Source organism: Salinibacterium sp. SWN1162, assembly GCF_015864675.1.
In the GTDB taxonomy this organism is placed as follows: Bacteria; Actinomycetota; Actinomycetes; order Actinomycetales; family Microbacteriaceae; genus Rhodoglobus.
The window spans coordinates 1,061,909-1,079,926 of the sequence record NZ_JADYWT010000001.1 but is presented as its reverse complement, the minus strand read 5'-3'; the positions used below and the strand labels follow the sequence as shown (position 1 = coordinate 1,079,926).

The following is an 18,018-nucleotide window of genomic DNA, read 5'->3' as shown; positions in this document are numbered from 1 at the left end:
ACTCACGCTCTGCCCCTATCCCCCGTATCAATTGTTTGTGGCAAGGAGGCCCCAAATGTCTGATGAAAGTTCCCCCACGAAGAAAGTAAGTTCCCCGCCCGGCGAGACCGCTACTGCGCCCGCCGCTCGTACCGGACTCGATTATCAAGCCGAGGAAAAGAACCCAGCATTCATTGAACTCAAACGGCGACACCGCTCGTTCGTGTTCCCGCTGACCATCTTTTTTCTGGTCTGGTACTTCGCCTACGTGATTCTCGCCGCGTACGCGCACGACTTCATGGCGACGCCGGTCTTTGGCGTGATTAATGTCGGGCTGCTGCTCGGCTTTGGCCAATTCATTACAACGTTTGTGATCACCATGACCTACGTTTCTTTCGCAAACCGCCGGCTTGATCCTCTTGCCGCCGAGCTTCGAGCCGACCTCGCAGCAAAGGAGTCTGCAGCATGATTCTCTCCACGGTAAGCGTGCTCGCGACGGCTGTCGATGCCGAATCCCAGAGCGATCCGATACTCAACATCTCAATCTTTATCGCGTTTGTGGGCATCACCCTCTTTATCGTGATCCGGGCCAGTCGCAACAACGCTTCGGCTGCGGATTACTACGCCGGCGGGCGGTCATTCACTGGCCCGCAGAACGGTTTTGCCATCACGGGCGACTATCTCTCGGCCGCATCCTTCTTGGGCATCGTGGGCGCCATCGCGATCAACGGCTACGACGGTTTCTTGTATTCGATCGGCTTCTTGGTGGCCTGGCTCGTCGCCCTGCTCTTGGTCGCTGAGCTCATGCGCAACACCGGCAAATTCACGATGGCGGATGTTCTTTCCTTCCGCTTGAAGCAACGTCCGGTCAGGATGGCGGCAGCGGCAACCACGCTCGCGGTCTGCTTCTTCTACCTCCTGGCGCAGATGGCCGGAGCCGGTGGCCTCGTCTCCCTGCTCCTCGGCATCGACGACAAGGTTGGTCAATCAGTTGTCGTCGCCATCGTGGGCGGTCTGATGATTCTGTATGTACTCATCGGTGGCATGAAGGGCACCACGTGGGTGCAGATCGTGAAGGCGTTCCTGTTGGTTGGCGCTGCAATCGCGATGGCCATTTGGGTACTCATCCTCAACGGTTTCGATCTGTCTCGCGTGCTGCAGAGCGCCGTGGACAACTCGGTCGCCGTTCCCGCGGAAGCGATCTTGGCTCCGGGGCTGAAGTACGGCACGAACCCGCTCGACTTCATCTCGTTGTCGCTCGCGCTCGTGCTGGGTACGGCAGGCCTCCCTCACGTGCTCATGCGTTTCTACACGGTGCCTACGGCGAAAGAGGCACGACGTTCGGTCGTGTGGGCGATTTGGCTCATCGGCGGCTTCTACATCCTCACCCTGGTCTTGGGGTACGGCGCGGCGGCCCTGGTCGGTTCGGCGACGATTCTGGATGCACCCGGCGGAGTGAACTCAGCGGCGCCGCTACTGGCGCTCGAGCTTGGCGGGCCACTGCTGCTCGGCTTCGTTTCTGCGATCGCATTCGCGACCATCCTCGCGGTGGTGGCGGGGCTCACGATCACGGCGGCGGCATCCTTCGCTCACGACATCTATTCCAACGTGATCAAGAAGGGCAAGGGCGACCCGGATGCCGAGGTCAAGATTGCGCGACGTACTGTCGTCGTCATCGGAGTTCTTGCGGTCGCGGGAGGCATCGGAGTTCAGGGCCAGAACATCGCGTTCCTCGTGGCTCTCGCCTTCGCCGTCGCGGCGAGTGCGAACCTACCCACGATTCTGTACTCCCTCTACTGGAAGCGGTTCAACACTCGCGGTGCAGTGTGGAGCATGGTCGGCGGGCTATCCGCAGCAATTCTGCTGATCGTTTTCTCCCCCGTAATGAGTGGCACTCCCACCTCGATGCTGGGCGAGGGCGTGAACTTCGCGGTCTTCCCGCTCCAGAATCCCGGAATCGTCTCGATCCCTCTCGGGTTCGCACTCGGTTGGTTGGGCACCGTGACCTCATCGCGCACGGAAGACCCCGATCTCGCCGCCGAGATGGACGTGCGCTCCCTCACCGGCCACGGTGCTGAAGCCGCGACCGAACACTAGAAGAGACGCTGGGGCGTATCGCTCGGTCTAACCACCGAGCGGTACGCCCCAGTGTTATGTCCGGCGTACACGACGCGCTGGAGAGGGTGCTTAGCTGGCGCGACGACGAGCGAGTGCAGCGTCAAGGTCAGGGGTGCGACCATCGATTTCGATAATGCCCATACCCGCAAAGCGACTCGGTGGAGTTGCCGCCGGTGCTTGCGCCGGTGGGGCCGGCGTCTTTTTCGCTTCGCGCGCAAGCTCCGCTTCGCGCGTTGCCGCTGCCATGGCAGCGGTGTTCGCGCGCAAGGCTTGCTCGGCAGATTCCGCGGCAGCCCGCAGCTCGCTATCGATCTTTCCGGCGTGACGAGCAGCAGCGACCGCTGCCTCTGGCGCGTTGCTGCGGGTCAGGTACATCGGCTTGGGAACCGGTACTGGAGTCCAGCTGACTTTCGACGTCACGTCTTCGACGGGGGCATCGGAGGAAAGAACGACGCGACGGCGGGGTGCAGCGGTGCGAGTCGTGGGCGCGGCCTCGTTTCGGCGAGCACGCGAACGTGCGGCGAGCCGCGACAGCATTGATGTAGCGCTGATACCGGCCATAGTCGCGGCGGCAAGAACCAGCCAGGTGCCTGAAGCGAGAGCCGCCCCGGCCGTGAAAATCATGACGACGTTAACTGCTACCACGGCCACGCTCGCGAGCAGAACCAGCGCGGTGAAAGCGCGCGTTCGGCGTAAGCGACGCGCAGACAGGGCGACAACTTCTTCCCGAGTGGGCGGGGTCACCGGGCGACCCACCGCCACCGGTCCCTGGCTCACCTGCGCCTTGGCGAGCTCGGCAGCCTGACGCGCGACAGCTTCGGCCCGAACTTCATCCGGCACTTCGGAGGTCTGAGCCAACACACGAATAGTCTGCTGCAGTCGAACGGCATTGCGCTCGGTGGCTAGGTATTCGCGATTCTTGAACCAGTTGGGGATCAGGTACACCAACCACAGTGCCGCAGCGAGCGCGATCATGACGCCGCCGCCGATGCTGGTGAGTTCCATGGCTATACGCTACGAGCAACCGAGCGCGACAGGCCGTCGGCACGCGGCACGGATCTCAAAACTTGCTGAGAGTCCGCCCGCTAACGGCGCGGAAGAATCATCGGTCGAGACGCTGTTAGGCGGTCCTCGGCAGGGATGTGAGCATCCTGCTCGGGGGCTTGGCCCAGCTGCCAACGGCGGTAAACCCCCTGCGGAAGCTCCTCGACCGTGAGCGCGAAGCAGAAGTGATCGCGCCAGTCTCCGTCGATATGAATGTAGCGGCGCCGCAATTGCTCGTAACGGAACCCGAGCTTCTCTACGACGCGCAGACTTGGCTCGTTTTCGGGTCGAATGCAGATCTCCATGCGGTGAAGGCCGAGTTGGAAGAAGCAGTAGTCAGTGGCCAGCGCAACAGCGGTGGGAGTGAGCCCCTTGCCCGCAAAACGCTCAGATACCCAATAGCCGATGGATGCCGACGCCAACGATCCATAGGTGATCGATGACACGTTGAGCTGACCCGCCACTTCACCGTTGTATTCGATGACGAACGGCAGTCCGGTGCCGACTCGAGACTGCTGGAGCAGACCCCGGATGCTCGACTTCACGTCGAACGAGGCGGGGCCGACCGGACTCGTGGCTTCCCACTGGCGAAGCCACCTCCGGTTATCGCGGAGCTCGTTCTCCAGCGCCCTCGCGTCGCGCACCCGGATGGCCCGAATGGTGATGTTTCCTTCGCCGAGCGTCGGAATGCCGTACGCCACTCGCTACTCCAGAGTTGCGCTGAACTGCTGCAGCCACGGGCGCAGCTCGGGACCCAGGTCGTCGCGCTCGACCGCGAGCTGAACGATGGCTTTGATGTAGTCAAGACGGTCACCCGTGTCGTAACGACGACCACGGAAGACAACGCCGAATACTCCACCGGCAATGTCACTTTCTGCCATCTCTTGCAGAGCATCCGTGAGCTGAATCTCGCCGCCCTTACCGGGATCGGTGCGCTCCAAGATGTCAAAAATTTCGGGACGCAGCACGTAGCGACCAATGATCGCGAGGTTAGACGGCGCGGTGCCCTGAGCTGGCTTCTCAACGAGACCGGTAATACGAACGACGTCAGGGTCATCCGTGGGTTCCACGGTCGCAATGCCATACATGTGGCTCATCGCGGGGTCGACTTCCATGAGCGCGATGATGGTGGCGTTACGCCCCTCTTGCTCAGCGAGCATGCGCGAGAGCAGAACATCGCGAGCGTCAATGAGGTCGTCGCCGAGCAGCACAGCGAAAGGCTGATTGCCCACGTGCATCTTGGCCCGGAGAACAGCGTGACCGAGACCACGCGGGTCTCCCTGACGCACGTAGTGCATGTCGGCCAAGTCATTAGAGAACTCGACCTTGGAAAGACGATCAGTGTCGCCCTTTTGCTGGAGGGTGGATTCCAACTCGGTCATTCGATCGAAATGATTCTCGAGGGCGTTCTTGTTGCGCCCGGTGATCATCAGCACATCGGTGAGACCGGCAGCGACTGCTTCCTCAACAACATATTGGATGGCCGGTTTGTCGACCACCGGCAACATTTCCTTCGGCATTGCCTTCGTTGCCGGCAAGAATCGAGTGCCCAGACCTGCAGCAGGGATAACCGCTTTAGTAATCTTCGTAGCCATGGGGTACATGCTACTGCGCCAGTCTCGTAGAATGCGTATATGACCGACGACGTCAGTCACGACAAACGTGCACTTAGGGCCGAATTACGCGAACGCCGACGCATCTGTACCGCGAAAGAGCGGGAAGAATTTAACACAGGTGTAACAGAGAACCTCATTGACCTAGCTCAGCGCCTCGGTTCCCGTTCCATAGCGGCCTACCTATCGACCACCGACGAACCCGAAACCCGTGGTTTTTTGCGGTGGGCGTGCGAACACGACATCACCGTGTTGCTCCCCATCTCTCGTGCCGACGGCCTGCTCGACTGGGCTCCCTACGACGGCGAAGACGAAGACAAAGACCTCATCGGCATGCCCGCTCCGACGAGCGAGGTGCTCGGACCGATCGCGATCAACGATGTCGACCTTATTATCGTGCCGGCGGCATCCGTTGATCATTCCGGAATGCGCATGGGCTGGGGTCGCGGCTACTTCGACAAAACGCTCGGCTCTATGGAGACCAAGCCTCCCGTGTACGCGGTGATCTTTGATAACGAATATGTGGCAGAAGTTCCCACCGAAATTCATGACCAACCAGTGGATGGCATTGTTACCCCGTCGGGGATTGTCACCATCACCGAGCACAACTAAGGATCTCGTGCCTACCTACTCTTACCGTTGCACTGAGTGTGACAACGCTTTTGATATTCAGCAGTCGTTCACCGATGACTCCCTCACCGTATGCCCCGCCTGCCAGGGCAAGCTGCGCAAGATTTTCTCCGCCGTCGGCGTCACGTTCAACGGTTCGGGCTTCTACCGCAACGACTCGCGTTCCACGACGACTTCGAGCGATTCGAGCTCGGGTTCATCGAGTTCGAAAGCATCAACGTCTAAGACATCAGGCTCGAGTTCAAGCGACTCCGGATCGTCAAATTCGTCATCAACGAGCTCGTCGGCCTCGTCAGGAGCATCAAGTTCTTCCGGTTCTTCTTCGTCATCCGCTTCACCATCGGCGGCTAAAGCGTCATAGTTGACGTATCCCCCACGATTAGGAGCACTTATGCTTTCCGGTTTCAAAGAATTTATTTTGCGCGGCAACGTTGTCGACTTGGCTGTAGCGGTTGTTATTGGTGCTGCTTTCACAGCAGTCGTCAACACCATCGTTGAAGCGGTGTTCAACCCGCTGATTGGCGCCATCTTCAGCGCCGAGTCTCTCGCGACAGCGCTTCCCGTGGAGCTTGGCTCTAGCGGCGCAATCATTTACTTCGGCGCAGTCATCGCGGCGATTATCCAGTTCGTGCTCGTCGCCGCCGTGGTGTACTTCGCCATCGTTGCTCCGATGAACTACGCCAACAAGCTCGCTGCCGCGCGCAAGCCCGTCGTGGTCGAGCCTGAAGCTGGCCCGACCGAAGCCGAACTGCTTCTTCAGATTCGCGACCTGCTCGCTAAGCAAAACAACTAACATGCATTAGCTCTCACTCGAGCTGCCCCCGAAGCTCGAGCCCCACGGCGAGCGGCCAAGGAACTTACCCCCAATGCGGAGGTTTGTCGCCTTTGAGTCGCTCGTCGTTTTCGTTGTTCTGGTGCCGTTCCGGCTCGCCCGTCGGATGCGGATCTGATCCTGCCGGCGGGGCCGTGGTCACCCGACGACTCTTCGAACGCTTGACCCGCGGCGCTGTCACCTCGGAGCCAGCCTCGTCACTGCGTTGCTCCATTACTGCTGGGGGCGTTGAGCAGGCACGATCGTGATGGGCTCGGTCGTGGGAGCAGGCTCTGCTCCGAGCATCCGGGCCACCTTATCGGCCACCTGATCGGGATCACTGAACAGTTCGAACGCGTGGACGCGCAGATAATGCCAGCCGAGCCGGCGCAGCAGTTCCGGGCGCAACCGAAGCGATTCGCGCAGACTTGACTCGTGAACCATCGCATCGGTCTCGATCGTGCCGCAGCGTCCTCCGCGCGAAGCGACGAGGCCGAGTTTGGCGCGATGACCGAGAGCTACGCGCAGTCCGCGCGCCTCAAGGCGACGGGCGAGGTCAACGAGCATGGGGTCGCTGTCATCGGGCACGGGAACCTCGGCGTAGCGGGCATCCACTTCGTCGAGCACTTCAGCCAGCGCCACAGCACCGTGCTTCATGCGACCGTCGTCGAGGTCTTCCGAGCGGAACGATGTCACGATTTCGAGCGAGCGACGAGCACGCGTCATAGCGACAGCGAGTAGACGCTCTCCCCCGGGCTCGCCGAGCGAACCAAAGTCGGAGAGCACGCGACCGTGCGGGGTGCGGCCATATCCGATGGAGAAGATCACCCGGTCGCGACTCTGGGCCACGGCTTGATCGATCGTCGTCACAGTAAACGGTTCAGCACGATCGCCGATGATGACGTCGAGCAGTTCGGGGCGGCGACGGCTAACCGCATCCAGAACCGCCTGCATGACCCGCACCGAATGCACGGGGCTCGCTGTAATCACCATGAGCGATTCTTGCGGGCGCTTCGTGGCGTGGTCGAGAACGAGTTCAACGACGCGCGACACCTCGGCGTCGGGGCTTTCGACGGCTCCTGAGTCAGGATCGGGCATGCCGACGCCATCAGCGACGTAGCTGACCGCAAGGCTGCCGTGGCCGAGGAAGCTGCCAGCCCACGGCAGGGATTCGATCTGACCGTCATAGAAACGACGGTTGACGAGTTCGGCGAGTTCTTCGCCACCCGGGCGATAGCTGCGCGTCAGGGTCAGCGTCGGAAGCAGCCCGCTGAGTTTTGCAAAGGCTGAGTCAGCGACCAGCGCCTCACGAATCTCGTCGCTCACGGGCTGCGGCAGGTCGCCGGTAGCGTCGCGCACTGCGGTGTCGAACGGGGTAGGAGACTGGATGACCGGGTCACCAATAACGATGACTTGCTTCGAGCGGCGGATGGCGCCCGCTGCTTCGGCGACCGTTACGGCGCCAGCGTCAACGAGCAAAAGCGTGTCAAACGGCATCGTGTCAACGACGGAATCGATCTCGTACGGTGAGGCCAGCCAGACCGGCGCGATCGTGCGTGAGAGGTGCGGAGCAGAGGTCTGCACGTCGAAGGACGTGAGGCGGTCCTTGGCGAGCGCTCGCTTGAGGGCGCTGGCCTCATCGGGCCAGTCAACGAGACCAATCTTCCAGTTTTCGGCGATCTGCCACGACAATTGCTTGGCATTGGCAGAGGCATGAGCTTCATCGACAAGTCGGAAATCTGCTTCAAGTCGATCGACAACAGTCGTATTGGCGTTGAGTAGGGCGCGATCAACTTCGAGCATGGAGTCGAGTGCAGACTTCCACCACGACAATTCGAGCTCAGCAGCGACTTGGTCCTGAGGAACATGACGCTCGGCCAAGTCTTCGATGAGCGGATCCAGCTTCAAGTCCCGCAAGCTCCCCATCAGAGCGGTGCGCTCTTGAAGGTTATTGAGCACGTCAGACTCCGCAGCGAGCGACGCAACCTTTTCGATCAGGAACGGGATGGGCAGAGCCGACAAGTTGACGTGCGAATCAGCAATGCCCAACGGGATGTCGAGCAGAGCAAGGTCTTCGGAGACCTGTTGGTACGACCGTTGTACTTCACCAATTCCGACGGGTACTGCGGGGCTCGCACCCTCGGCAACAAAGCGGTGCCACAGCACCCGCTGCTTCTGAATCCGCTTGAGGGCGCCGTGCATATCGGGCACGCGAACACCGGGGCGCACATACTCCAGCGCAAGCTTCTTGAGCCGGCGACGATTCGCGCCGGTCATTTCGGGGAAGTCACGGCGCGGAGCAGTCGCCGCGATAAGTTCCGTAATGGCGCGGTCGAACACCGTCGGCACGAAACGGTCGAGCGTTTCGCGCAAGTCGACGAGAAGACGCAGGTACACCCCGAGCTCATCGATGCTCTGGAAGGGTCGCATACGCGTGTTCGAGACCAGACGATTGGCGACATCCAGCAACTCTGACAACTGTGAGTTAACGCGCTGGGCAACCTGATGAGCCTTGAGCGCTTCGCCACCGTTGGCAAACTGAGCGCCATACCAGGGCGAATCTCCGGGGCCGTACCTGAATTCGCCGAGCTTGGCCGCAGCGATGATCACACCAGTAGCGGTGCTGCGATCTTTGGCAAGCTTCTCCACTGCCTCGCGCGACAACCGTGCGGTCGTCGACGGCGGTGTGGGGAGCAACGCGAGACGGCTGAGTTCCGAAACACAATCGAGAACCGAGACGCCAAGCACACCGTCGGTGACAGACATGGACTCGCGGTAGTCGAGCATGATCTTGCGCAGACGAAGTAGCGCGTCATCCACGTCTTCGATCTGGGGCTTGCTGGCTTTCTCACTGCGAGAAATCGAGCGGATGATGTCGCGGCGCAGCGTGCGTGGGGCAACCGAAAGACCGGGAAGCCCGATGTCGGCAAAGCGATCCGCAATCGATTGGAGCGATGCCCGACGCGGGCTCACGACAAGAACACGCTTGTTCTGGGCGACGAGAGCGCCGACGGCGTTCACGATCGTCTGGGTTCCGCCGGTGCCCGGAAGCGTACGAACGACGAGCGAGTTGCCCGCTTCGATCTGCGCGATGACGTTCTCTTGCTCGGCGTCTGCGTCGAGAAGAAGGTTGTCCGTCTGCGGCGAGCGCTCGTCGGCCGAGAGCGCGGGAACGGGAGCGTAACCCTCCTTGATGGTCCACGCGGCAGCAGTGTTGCCGGCGAGCGCGTCGAGGATCGGATGCTGCAAATCTTCCGCATCGGCGGCAAGACCATGAGCGACATCCGCAAATGACGACACAACGAGTCGCGGGCTGACAGCGAACGCATCGAGATGAGAGGTGAGACCGCGAAGGCGATCGATCACCGGGTTGGGCTTGAAGGTTCCATCAGCATCGGCCAAAGCAACGAACGACTCAGCATCGAGGCGAAGGCGGAACTGCTCGTCGAGAGCACGAGCCAGCGCAGGGTTCAAGTACGCGCTGCCGCGAAGCTTCAGTTCGAAGTCACGACCGTGACGACGGATGGCAAGCGGGCGCAGCAAAACGGGGGCACAGAACTCGACGTCATCATGGGTCCAACGCGCGATACCGACTCCCAAATGAACGGAGTCGATGCCGCGAGCTGTTGCGAGTTCGAGACCCTTGGCTGCCACGGCGCCTGCAGCGGTCTTAGCCGAGCGCAGCGCGACGTCGTCACGAATGAGGCTCGACAGCAGAGTGCGTTTGCCGGTAATGAACTGGGCAAGGCCGCCCGGGTGGGTTGTTGAGAGGTCGACCCGCGTACGAGGCGAATCAACGAAGTGGATGAGAGGCGAACGCCCACCCAGTTCAGAAATTTGCGCACGCCATTGCGTCCATGTGGGTTCTGCAACGTTTCCAGCCATAATGTGTGGCTCACCAAAACTCAGCGTATGAGGCGCTGTTACTTGAACGTGGGGGTGCGCGTGCTCACTTTCAGCGTCGTCAACGTCGGGGGTGCCCGTTTCTGGGTCCCCCGTGAAATCATCCGAAACTTTATCTGCACGCCACACAACGCCACCTTAAGCTCCTTCCCGCAATAAAGCCTGTAACTGCCGCGGGTTTCGCAAGACTCATCGGCTGGCCACACCCCCAGTTCATGCGGCACGCGACCGTAGAATACGGTGCATGTTCTCCCTCGGTCTGCCCGTTCTTGTCGCAACCGATACCGCCGACGTCGTGCGCGGCACCACGATTGCGGTGGCTACCGTCGTGGTACTCGTGCTGGCCGTCGGAGTCGTGGCGTTCGTGACGCTGTTTCGTCGCGGCGGTGATCGCGGCATCCGCGGTACAGCCTCGCAATCGGCGCTCGAGTCGCGCGCCGCTGGACTTTTAGTCGCGCTGGATGACCGGGTTCGCGAAGCCGACCTCGAACTCGGTTTTGCGGTAGCCCAATTCGGCGCGGACGCCGCCTGCGATTTTGCGAGCGCCCTCGCCGAGGCGCGCGGCCAGTTAACGGAGGCATTTCGGCTTGGGCAGCAGCGCGATGACGCGGCGGGGGCGCGCCAACTAGCAGCCGCTGAAGAGCTCTATGACGATGACGTTCTCACCGTGCCACGACGGGAACTCGCCGCTGGACGATCAGAGATCGCCGCGGCCGAAACTGCTCTGGATGCCGCTGCCGCGAACATCAGCCCTACCGGCGTCAACGCGGTCACCGACACCTTGCGCGGCGCAGCCACCGCGTTGCATCGTGCCGAGCGCGCAGCGGAAGTGACCGACCAGGCTTTCGCCGAACTCGCGGAAGCAGCTGCTGCCGTGCTGCAGCTGCGCGAGGCCACTCACAGCGATCTACTCGAAGCGCGACTCGCGGCGGAATCGGCTCCCGACCCCCAGAGCGGTGCGCGCATCCTGACGGCGATCGCCGCCAGCGAGCGGGCGCTGGAACGCACGGTAGCGACATCCAGCAATCTTCACAGCCCGCTCGAACAGCTAGCTCTGCTGAACGATGCCCGCACAGAACTCGACAGTGCCCTCGCGACGGCGCGGAACCAGCAACAGCGGTTCGAACACGCCCGTGCCGCCTACCAAGGAACCTTGGTGGCGGCACGGAGTCAGATCTCAGTTGTTCGAGAGCTGGTGGGGCGGGGCGGAGCCAGTGCTCGCGCCCGCACCCGACTAGCAGAGGCGGAGCGTCAGCTAATGATCGCTGAAGCCGAGACTGATCCGGTCGAGGCGCTAGACGCCATCCGCCGGTCGGTTACTCATGCTCGAGATGCTGACGCTCTCGCCCGCTACTAGCGGCGAGTCGGTGACAAACGTGTCGTCACCGACCCTGAAGCTTGTTGCTCGTTAGGCCTGGTCGATCACGGCGAAGTTCACCGCGCCGTTTTCGCCCACGTTGGCGTCGAGAGTCTTGTCGCTCAGCGCCACGGAAGCGTTCTCCTCGAGGAAAACGCGGGCACCATCCGCCTCGACAACCGAGTCGCCTGCTTCTGGAGCCGCGACAACGGCGACGGTGAGGTTGGGAGCACCAGGCTCTCCGTTGATGCGCAGGCCCGTGGCTTGCGCATCGGGGTCTTGTTCGACGATCGTCTTGACGACCGTGGTGGCTGTTTCGGTGAGGGTGAGCATATGTTCGTCCTTCCAGGTTCAGCGAAATGAAATCCCCACGCTGCCTTAGTGAGAGGCGGTCAGCAACCCACAGCGCTGATTGTGAGGCAACTCCCATAGTCAGTGGAGCGTGCGGTCAGGATGCACCGCGCTGCGCCCGCGGCATGGTGCAGGCGCTCAGGTGCTCACGCGGTAGAATTGGGGCTGGAGTGCCGGGAAGTCTGGTCGGCGATTGCGTCGGCGACCCCGCTGACGAACCTCAACGTCTGGAATTTTGTGACCACATCCACTAAGAAGCTGAGCCCCCGCAAGCGAGTACGCCGGTGGGTGACCATGGAAACCACCAGCGGCATCCTGCTGATGGTGGCCGCCGCGATCGCGCTCATCTGGGCTAACTCCCCGTGGCGCGAAGGCTATGCAGCCCTTGCCGAAACCACCATCGGTCCCGAGTCGCTTCATTTGAACCTCACTCTCGCCACGTGGGCTGCAGACGGCCTGCTCGCGATCTTCTTCTTCGTCGTAGGCGTCGAGCTCAAGCAAGAGCTCATCGCGGGCAGCCTGCGTAAACCACGCGAAGCCGCTGTTCCTGTCTTCGCCGCCATCGGTGGCATGCTGTTTCCCGCCCTGCTCTTCACGCTGATCATTCTGATCTCTGGTGACTCGACGGCACTCGGCGGCTGGGCCATCCCCACGGCCACCGACATCGCGTTTGCCCTGGCGGTACTCGCTATCTTCGGCCGTGGCCTCCCGCGAGCGCTCCGCACCTTCTTGCTTACAATGGCCGTGGTGGATGACCTGCTCGCGATCATCATCATCGCTCTGTTTTACACCGAGAGCATTGACCTGCTTTCGCTGCTGTTCTCGCTCGTCGCTATCGTGCTCTTCGGTCTTGTCGTTCGCTCACGCAAGCCGCGCTGGTGGCTCTTGGTCCCCCTCGCTCTCGTCGCCTGGGCGTTCATGCACGACTCTGGCGTTCACGCGACCATCGCCGGTGTGGTTCTGGGCTTCACCGTTCCGGCCAAGCTCGTGCACGGCGAAAAAGACACCCGCACCCACGCGTTCGACGATGCTGTAAGGCCCACGTCATCCGGAATCGCACTCCCCGTCTTCGCGTTCTTTGCGGCTGGAGTTTCACTCGGTGGAGATGAGAGCGTCAGCGATGTGCTCGTGCAGCCCGTTGTCGCCGCCATCATTGTCGGCCTCGTCGTCGGAAAGATCATTGGTGTGCTCGGCACGACGGCATTGATCACCAAGGTCACCAAATTCCGCCTTGCGGACTCCATCGGACTTCGAGACCTGCTGCCCATCGGGTTCCTCACAGGTATCGGCTTCACCGTGTCGCTGCTCATCTCGGAACTCTCGTTCCCCGATAGCGAGCACACCACCGGCGCCAAGCTCGCGATTCTTATTGGCACCGCTCTCGCGGCTGTTCTCGCCGCGATCAGCCTGCGCTGGGACTCCCGTCTCGCTCGCAAGCGCGACATGAACGAGGATGGCATCCCCGACAAGAACAAAACCCTCATCGAAGACGAAGACTAAAACCCACCAGCGGACTGCGGCGGTATGCAGCCCGCCGTCGAAAGGATCCACCGTGTCCGACCCATTGAGCCAACACACCGACTACGGCCAACTGCCGCTCAATGATTCGGATGTGCTCGCTGATCCGATCGACCAGTTTCGACTGTGGTTAGATAACGCCAGCGAGGCGGCCGTCTATGAGCCGAACGCGATGGTGCTCTCGACGGTGGATGCGGACGGCTCCCCCAGTGCGCGCACGGTTCTCCTGCGCGCGATCGATGAAGCTGGCTTTGAGTTCTTTACCAACTACAGCTCGATCAAGGGACAAGCACTTCTCGCGAACCCTGCCGCGGCACTGGTCTTCCCGTGGTATTCGATTCACCGGCAGGTACTCGTGCAAGGAACCGCTCGGCCCGTCGCCGCAGCTCTTTCAGACGACTACTTCGCCACGCGACCGCGAGGCAGCCAGATCGCGGCGCACGCCAGCGAACAATCGCAACCCATCGCATCCCGAGCCCTCTTGGAGCAGCGAGTGACAGAACTCGAAGCAGAGTTCGAGGGGCGCGATGTGCCGCGTCCCGCTGACTGGGGCGGCTTCGTTGTCGAACCCCACTCGATCGAGTTCTGGCAGGGCCGCAGTTCGCGCCTGCACGATCGGGTGCGTTTCGGGTGTACGGAGTCGGGCGGCTGGGAACGGCTGCGCCTTCAGCCGTAGAGCTTCGACCGCACGTTCCCTGAGACGCAACGCACTCTCGACACAACACACTCTCGGACACAACACACTCTCGGACACAACGAAACCCCGCTACCGCGGCGTGATAGCCCGGTGCGGGGTTCTTCGGTTAACACCAAAAGAGGGACACGACCGCGATAACAGTCGTGCCCCTCCCGAGGTTGAGGGCTTTACTCAGCCGGCACGGATCCCCGTGCAGACATTGCGTAGCCCGACTCGCCGTGGACAGCGAGGTCGATACCGGCGATCTCTTCTTCAGAAGTGACGCGGAATCCGATGGTCTTCTGAATCGCGGTGCCGATCAGCCACGAAGCGGAGAAGGAGAAGATAGCCACGGCGAGAACGCTGATGGTCTGAACTACCAGCTGGCCAGCGTCTCCACCGACGAAGAGTCCGGTGTCGGTGGCGAAGAAGCCGAGGTAGATCGTTCCGAGGATACCCGCGACGAGGTGGAGGCCAACGACGTCAAGCGAGTCATCGAAGCCGAGGTTGAACTTGAGCTCGATGGCAAGAGCGCAAATTGCACCGGCGATCAGACCGAGGATGAGCGCCCAACCGGGCGTCAGGTTTGCACAGGCCGGCGTGATCGCAACGAGTCCAGCAACAACACCCGAGACGGCACCGACGGCGGTGGCCTTACCGGTGCGAAGCTTCTCGACGAAGATCCAGCCGAGAATACCGGCGGCGGGAGCGGCGAGCGTGTTGAACACGATCAGACCGGCTTCGTCAGGGTCGCTCGCGGCACCGGCGTTGAATCCGAACCATCCGAACCAGAGCAGAGCGGCACCGATCAGTACGAGAGGAACGTTGTGGGGCTGAGTGATGTCCTTGCTGAAGCCAACGCGCTTTCCGAGAACCAGTGCGAGACCAAGAGCAGCGGCACCAGCATTGATGTGAACCGCGGTACCACCGGCGTAGTCGATCACGGCGGGAAGGCCGCCGAGGATGTCACCGAGGTTCTGAATCCAGCCGCCGCCCCAGACCCAGGCTGCGACGGGGAAGTAAACGAGAGTTGCCCAGACGCCGGTGTAGATCATCCACGGACCGAAGCGAGCACGGTCAGCGATGGCACCAGAGATAAGGGCAGTGGTGATGATCGCGAAGGTTCCACCGAAAGCGACGACGAGGAGGTCAGAACCGGCAACGCCTTCTTGACCGAAGTTGCTGAACGGGTTTCCGGAGAATGACCAGACCGAACCGTCGATCGAGCTCATGTTTGCACCGATGAGGATCCAGAGAACGGCGACAAGGCCGAGAGATCCGAAGCTCATCATCATCATGCTGACTACGGACTTCTCTTTGACGAGTCCACCGTAAAAGAATGCCAAACCGGGGGTCATAAGCAGCACTAGTGCAGTGCTAATGAGTACCCAAACCACTGTATCCATCTCAACCTCTTTCGCTTTGTGTGCCTGGTGCACACTTATCGCTGTGGCGGATTTCGGTGAGTGTCGGGTTATTCCACTCCCACCGACCCGCACGACAAAGCATCGCGGCTCGGCGTTTCGGTAGCCCCTCAGTTATGTTTCGCGGACGTTAAACGTGTCGCGTGGGTGTTACGGCTGAGTTTCCAGACGCCGAGGAACGCCTCATATTTCGGTTCTGAATGTTTCCGCGCGTGCAATTACAGATGCAGTGTGAGATCGTTCGCGATCAAACCGTCGGTCGCGGTGTCATTTGTTCGCCGGAGCAGCCGGAGAACATAGAGTTGCCCCATGGACGACATCTCCCCCGCATCATCACCCGAAGACGCGGCCCCGGCAAAGACGTCGCTACTGCGCACGCGCATCCGCCAGCTCACAACGCCGTGGTGGCGCCTAGTGTGGCTCATTGGCGGATTGGCCTGGGCCGTTGTGTTCAACGTCGTGTATGTCACCACCGGTGGAACTCAGGAGTGGTGGGGCATCGTCTCGGTTGTTCCCATTGCGCTGCTGCTGCTCGATCTCCTGCGTCTCGAACGCCTCGAACGCGCTGCCGAACAAAAACGCCAGGCCGAACTCAAAAAACGAGGCTAGCGCGCACCCGGCGCGAGCAAGCCACTCTCATAAGCAACAATCACGAGCTGCGCTCGATCGTGGGCGCTGAGCTTCGTCATGATCCGATTCACGTGCGTTTTTGCTGTGTGCGGCGAGATGTACAGTTCGTCGGCGATCTCTTGGTTCGAATGGCCACGCGCAACGAGAAGCAACACTTCACGCTCACGCTCCGTCAGTTGCAGCAGTTCGGGAGGGATTCCAACTGCCAGCCCCGCGACCGCTGAGCGCGGCACCACATACTTCTGGATGAGGCTGCGGGTGGCGGCCGGCGAAAGTAACGACTCCCCGGCATTCACTGCACGAACCGCACGGATAATCTCCTCGGGCTCGGAGCCTTTGCCGATGAATCCGCTCGCTCCCGCTCGAAGCGCGGCAATGAGGTTCTCGTCCTCCTCGAACGTCGTCAGGATGAGAACTTTGGTCGACGCTAGCGCGGGCTCGGCGCACAGCGCCGCCGTCGCCGCGATGCCATCGAGTTCAGGCATCCGAATGTCCATGATGACCACGTCGGGCACTAGCGAAAGTGACTGCTCGACCGCGTGCCTGCCGTTATTGGCGTCACCGATCACGTCGATGCCGTCTGCGGCCGAGAGAATGTCTGAGACCGCTTGGCGAATAAGAGCTTGGTCATCGACCACAAGCACAGTAGTCATCGAGTTTCTCCCTGAGCTCGGGGCAACGTTGCGCGAACGCGGTAGCCGCCACCCACAAATCCGGTTTCGACGGTACCCCTGACGGACGCAACCCGTTCGCGCAGGCCGACGAGGCCCAGCCCGGTGCCGGTATCGCTACCGACGACTGCACGCGTATCGCTACCGGTGATGACGGCCGCACGGCCACCATCGGAAGATACTCCCGTTGCAGTCACCGCGCTACTCGGATGGTTGTCACTAGCGGTCCCGAGGCGGCTCGGATTCGTCACGACAACGTTCACCGTGCTCTCACCGACGTCGACCAGAACGTGAGCGCGACTTTCTGCCCCGTACTTATGAGCGTTGGTGAGCGCTTCTTGGATGAGGCGGTAGGCGACCAACGCGGTCGCGCCTGAGACGATGCCGGGGTCTCCTTCGACGCGGAGGTTCACGTCGAGGCCACTGGCGGCAAATGTGGCGACGAGGTTGTCGAGCCCGTCGAGACCCGGTTGCGGCAGAGAAGCGTCGGCGGGGTCATCCGAATCTGAACGAAGCATGTCGAGCAAGTCGCCGATCTCGCCGAGCACGACGCGGGCGGCACTGCGAATGGTGCCGAGCGATTCTTGGGCTTTCTCGGGGCGTGATTCGAGCGAGGCCGAAGCAACTCCGGCGTTCAAACTGATGACCGCAATTTGGTGGGCTACAACATCGTGAAGGTCTCGCGCGATACGCAGCCGCTCTTCGGTGACGCGACGTTTGGCTTCGGCCTCTTTAGTCTCTTCGGCTCGCACCGCCCGGTCGGTGATAGCGGCGATGAACTCGCGCCGAGAACGGGCACCGTCGCCAGCCGCTGCCGCAAATGCGATAGTGAAAAGAAACTGCACAACCCGAGGATCGAAAACATCGCCCAGCGCGGCCAAGAGACTGAGAATACCCATGGCAAGCATTGCCGCAAGACCGGCGATCACGGTCGTTCGCCGGGTGGTCTGATTTGCGAGGCTGAACATTGCTACTGCAATGGCGAGCACGAGGCCAGGGGCGAGAGTGCCGGCGAGCGCGCCGACTCCGTAGAAAACGATGAACCCGGCAAGAACGGGGATGGGCCACCGATGCCGCAGTGGCAAGATCGCTGCGGGTAGCAGGGTAACGACAAGCGTGAATAGGTTTGTCGAACGAAATCCTGTTTCAGAAAACGGGATGAACGCCGCCGCGATTATGAGTACAGCGAGGATGCTGTTGATGACCCACGCCGGGATGCGCGGCCGCACCTGCGTGGACGCAGGGTGTGGTTCGGTTGCTGAAGTCATCCCCTATTGTCTCGGTTCTGCGCAG

17 protein-coding genes and 1 pseudogene are annotated in these 18,018 nt (G+C 61.4%); 9 read left to right on the top strand and 9 right to left on the bottom strand.

Going from position 1 to position 18,018, the window contains the following annotated elements; translation table 11 throughout:
* Positions 1-55 precede the first annotated feature (55 nt).
* Together I6E58_RS05090 and I6E58_RS05085 are read left to right on the top strand one after the other, a co-directional pair.
* Positions 56-448, top strand: a complete 393-nt coding sequence (locus I6E58_RS05090) for a DUF485 domain-containing protein (RefSeq protein ID WP_197131083.1) — start codon at positions 56-58, stop codon at positions 446-448.
* Positions 445-2,076, top strand: coding sequence for a cation acetate symporter (locus I6E58_RS05085; RefSeq protein ID WP_197131081.1), 1,632 nt, complete (start codon positions 445-447; stop codon positions 2,074-2,076). Before I6E58_RS05090 ends, I6E58_RS05085 begins: the two co-directional genes overlap by 4 nt.
* 90 nt (positions 2,077-2,166) lie before the next feature.
* On the opposite strand, the gene I6E58_RS05080 is transcribed toward I6E58_RS05085, so the two are convergent.
* The 3 genes from I6E58_RS05080 to galU form a co-directional block, all read right to left on the bottom strand.
* Positions 2,167-3,102, bottom strand: coding sequence for a hypothetical protein (locus I6E58_RS05080; protein WP_129071982.1), 936 nt, complete (start codon positions 3,100-3,102; stop codon positions 2,167-2,169).
* A gap of 80 nt (positions 3,103-3,182) precedes the next feature.
* A complete protein-coding gene (locus I6E58_RS05075; RefSeq protein ID WP_129071983.1) occupies positions 3,183-3,842 on the bottom strand; it encodes a GNAT family N-acetyltransferase in 660 nt (219 codons plus the stop codon).
* Positions 3,843-3,845: 3 nt separating this feature from the next.
* A complete protein-coding gene (gene galU, locus I6E58_RS05070; RefSeq protein WP_197131079.1) occupies positions 3,846-4,736 on the bottom strand; it encodes a UTP--glucose-1-phosphate uridylyltransferase GalU in 891 nt (296 codons plus the stop codon).
* 39 nt (positions 4,737-4,775) lie between these two features.
* On the opposite strand from galU, the gene I6E58_RS05065 reads away from it, so the two are divergent.
* Both I6E58_RS05065 and I6E58_RS14440 read left to right on the top strand, forming a co-directional pair.
* Complete coding sequence (locus I6E58_RS05065) at positions 4,776-5,366, top strand: 5-formyltetrahydrofolate cyclo-ligase (protein WP_129071985.1); 591 nt, start codon at positions 4,776-4,778, stop codon at positions 5,364-5,366.
* Positions 5,275-5,514: pseudogene (locus tag I6E58_RS14440) on the top strand (FmdB family zinc ribbon protein); the annotation flags it as partial. The gene I6E58_RS05065 and the pseudogene I6E58_RS14440, both read left to right, overlap by 92 nt.
* Before the next feature lie 14 nt (positions 5,515-5,528).
* Here the strand turns inward: I6E58_RS14440 and I6E58_RS14435 are convergent.
* Positions 5,529-5,792 (bottom strand): hypothetical protein, encoded by a 264-nt coding sequence (locus I6E58_RS14435; RefSeq protein WP_307842080.1) that lies wholly within the window; start codon positions 5,790-5,792, stop codon positions 5,529-5,531.
* On the opposite strand from I6E58_RS14435, the gene mscL reads away from it, so the two are divergent.
* On the top strand, positions 5,776-6,177 hold the full coding sequence (gene mscL / locus I6E58_RS05055; protein WP_129071987.1) for a large conductance mechanosensitive channel protein MscL: 402 nt from the start codon (positions 5,776-5,778) through the stop codon (positions 6,175-6,177). The genes I6E58_RS14435 and mscL overlap by 17 nt on opposite strands.
* A 252-nt stretch (positions 6,178-6,429) precedes the next feature.
* On the opposite strand, the gene I6E58_RS05050 is transcribed toward mscL, so the two are convergent.
* On the bottom strand, positions 6,430-10,227 hold the full coding sequence (locus tag I6E58_RS05050) for an ATP-binding protein (RefSeq protein ID WP_197131077.1): 3,798 nt from the start codon (positions 10,225-10,227) through the stop codon (positions 6,430-6,432).
* Between the two features lie 115 nt (positions 10,228-10,342).
* Between I6E58_RS05050 and I6E58_RS05045 the strand changes: the two genes are divergently transcribed.
* The gene (locus I6E58_RS05045) at positions 10,343-11,455 is read left to right on the top strand and encodes a hypothetical protein (protein ID WP_197131075.1); all 1,113 of its coding nucleotides are present in this window, start codon (positions 10,343-10,345) and stop codon (positions 11,453-11,455) included.
* Positions 11,456-11,506: 51 nt separating this feature from the next.
* Here I6E58_RS05045 and I6E58_RS05040 read toward each other — a convergent pair whose 3' ends face one another.
* A complete protein-coding gene (locus tag I6E58_RS05040; protein ID WP_197131073.1) occupies positions 11,507-11,788 on the bottom strand; it encodes an iron-sulfur cluster assembly accessory protein in 282 nt (93 codons plus the stop codon).
* 255 nt (positions 11,789-12,043) lie between these two features.
* On the opposite strand from I6E58_RS05040, the gene nhaA reads away from it, so the two are divergent.
* Both nhaA and pdxH read left to right on the top strand, forming a co-directional pair.
* Entirely contained in the window at positions 12,044-13,306 is a 1,263-nt protein-coding gene (gene nhaA / locus I6E58_RS05035) for a Na+/H+ antiporter NhaA (protein WP_246837401.1), read from the top strand.
* Positions 13,307-13,358: 52 nt separating this feature from the next.
* Positions 13,359-14,000, top strand: coding sequence for a pyridoxamine 5'-phosphate oxidase (gene pdxH / locus I6E58_RS05030; protein WP_197131070.1), 642 nt, complete (start codon positions 13,359-13,361; stop codon positions 13,998-14,000).
* Between the two features lie 188 nt (positions 14,001-14,188).
* On the opposite strand, the gene I6E58_RS05025 is transcribed toward pdxH, so the two are convergent.
* Positions 14,189-15,406, bottom strand: coding sequence for an ammonium transporter (locus tag I6E58_RS05025; RefSeq protein ID WP_129071993.1), 1,218 nt, complete (start codon positions 15,404-15,406; stop codon positions 14,189-14,191).
* A gap of 327 nt (positions 15,407-15,733) precedes the next feature.
* Between I6E58_RS05025 and I6E58_RS05020 the strand changes: the two genes are divergently transcribed.
* Complete coding sequence (locus I6E58_RS05020; protein WP_197131067.1) at positions 15,734-16,033, top strand: hypothetical protein; 300 nt, start codon at positions 15,734-15,736, stop codon at positions 16,031-16,033.
* Here I6E58_RS05020 and I6E58_RS05015 read toward each other — a convergent pair.
* Positions 16,030-16,707: a response regulator transcription factor gene (locus I6E58_RS05015; protein WP_197131064.1), complete on the bottom strand. Its 678-nt coding sequence runs from the start codon at positions 16,705-16,707 to the stop codon at positions 16,030-16,032. The genes I6E58_RS05020 and I6E58_RS05015 overlap by 4 nt on opposite strands.
* A complete protein-coding gene (locus I6E58_RS05010; protein WP_197131061.1) occupies positions 16,704-17,993 on the bottom strand; it encodes a histidine kinase in 1,290 nt (429 codons plus the stop codon). The genes I6E58_RS05015 and I6E58_RS05010 overlap by 4 nt, the downstream gene beginning before the upstream one ends.
* Positions 17,994-18,018 lie beyond the last annotated feature (25 nt).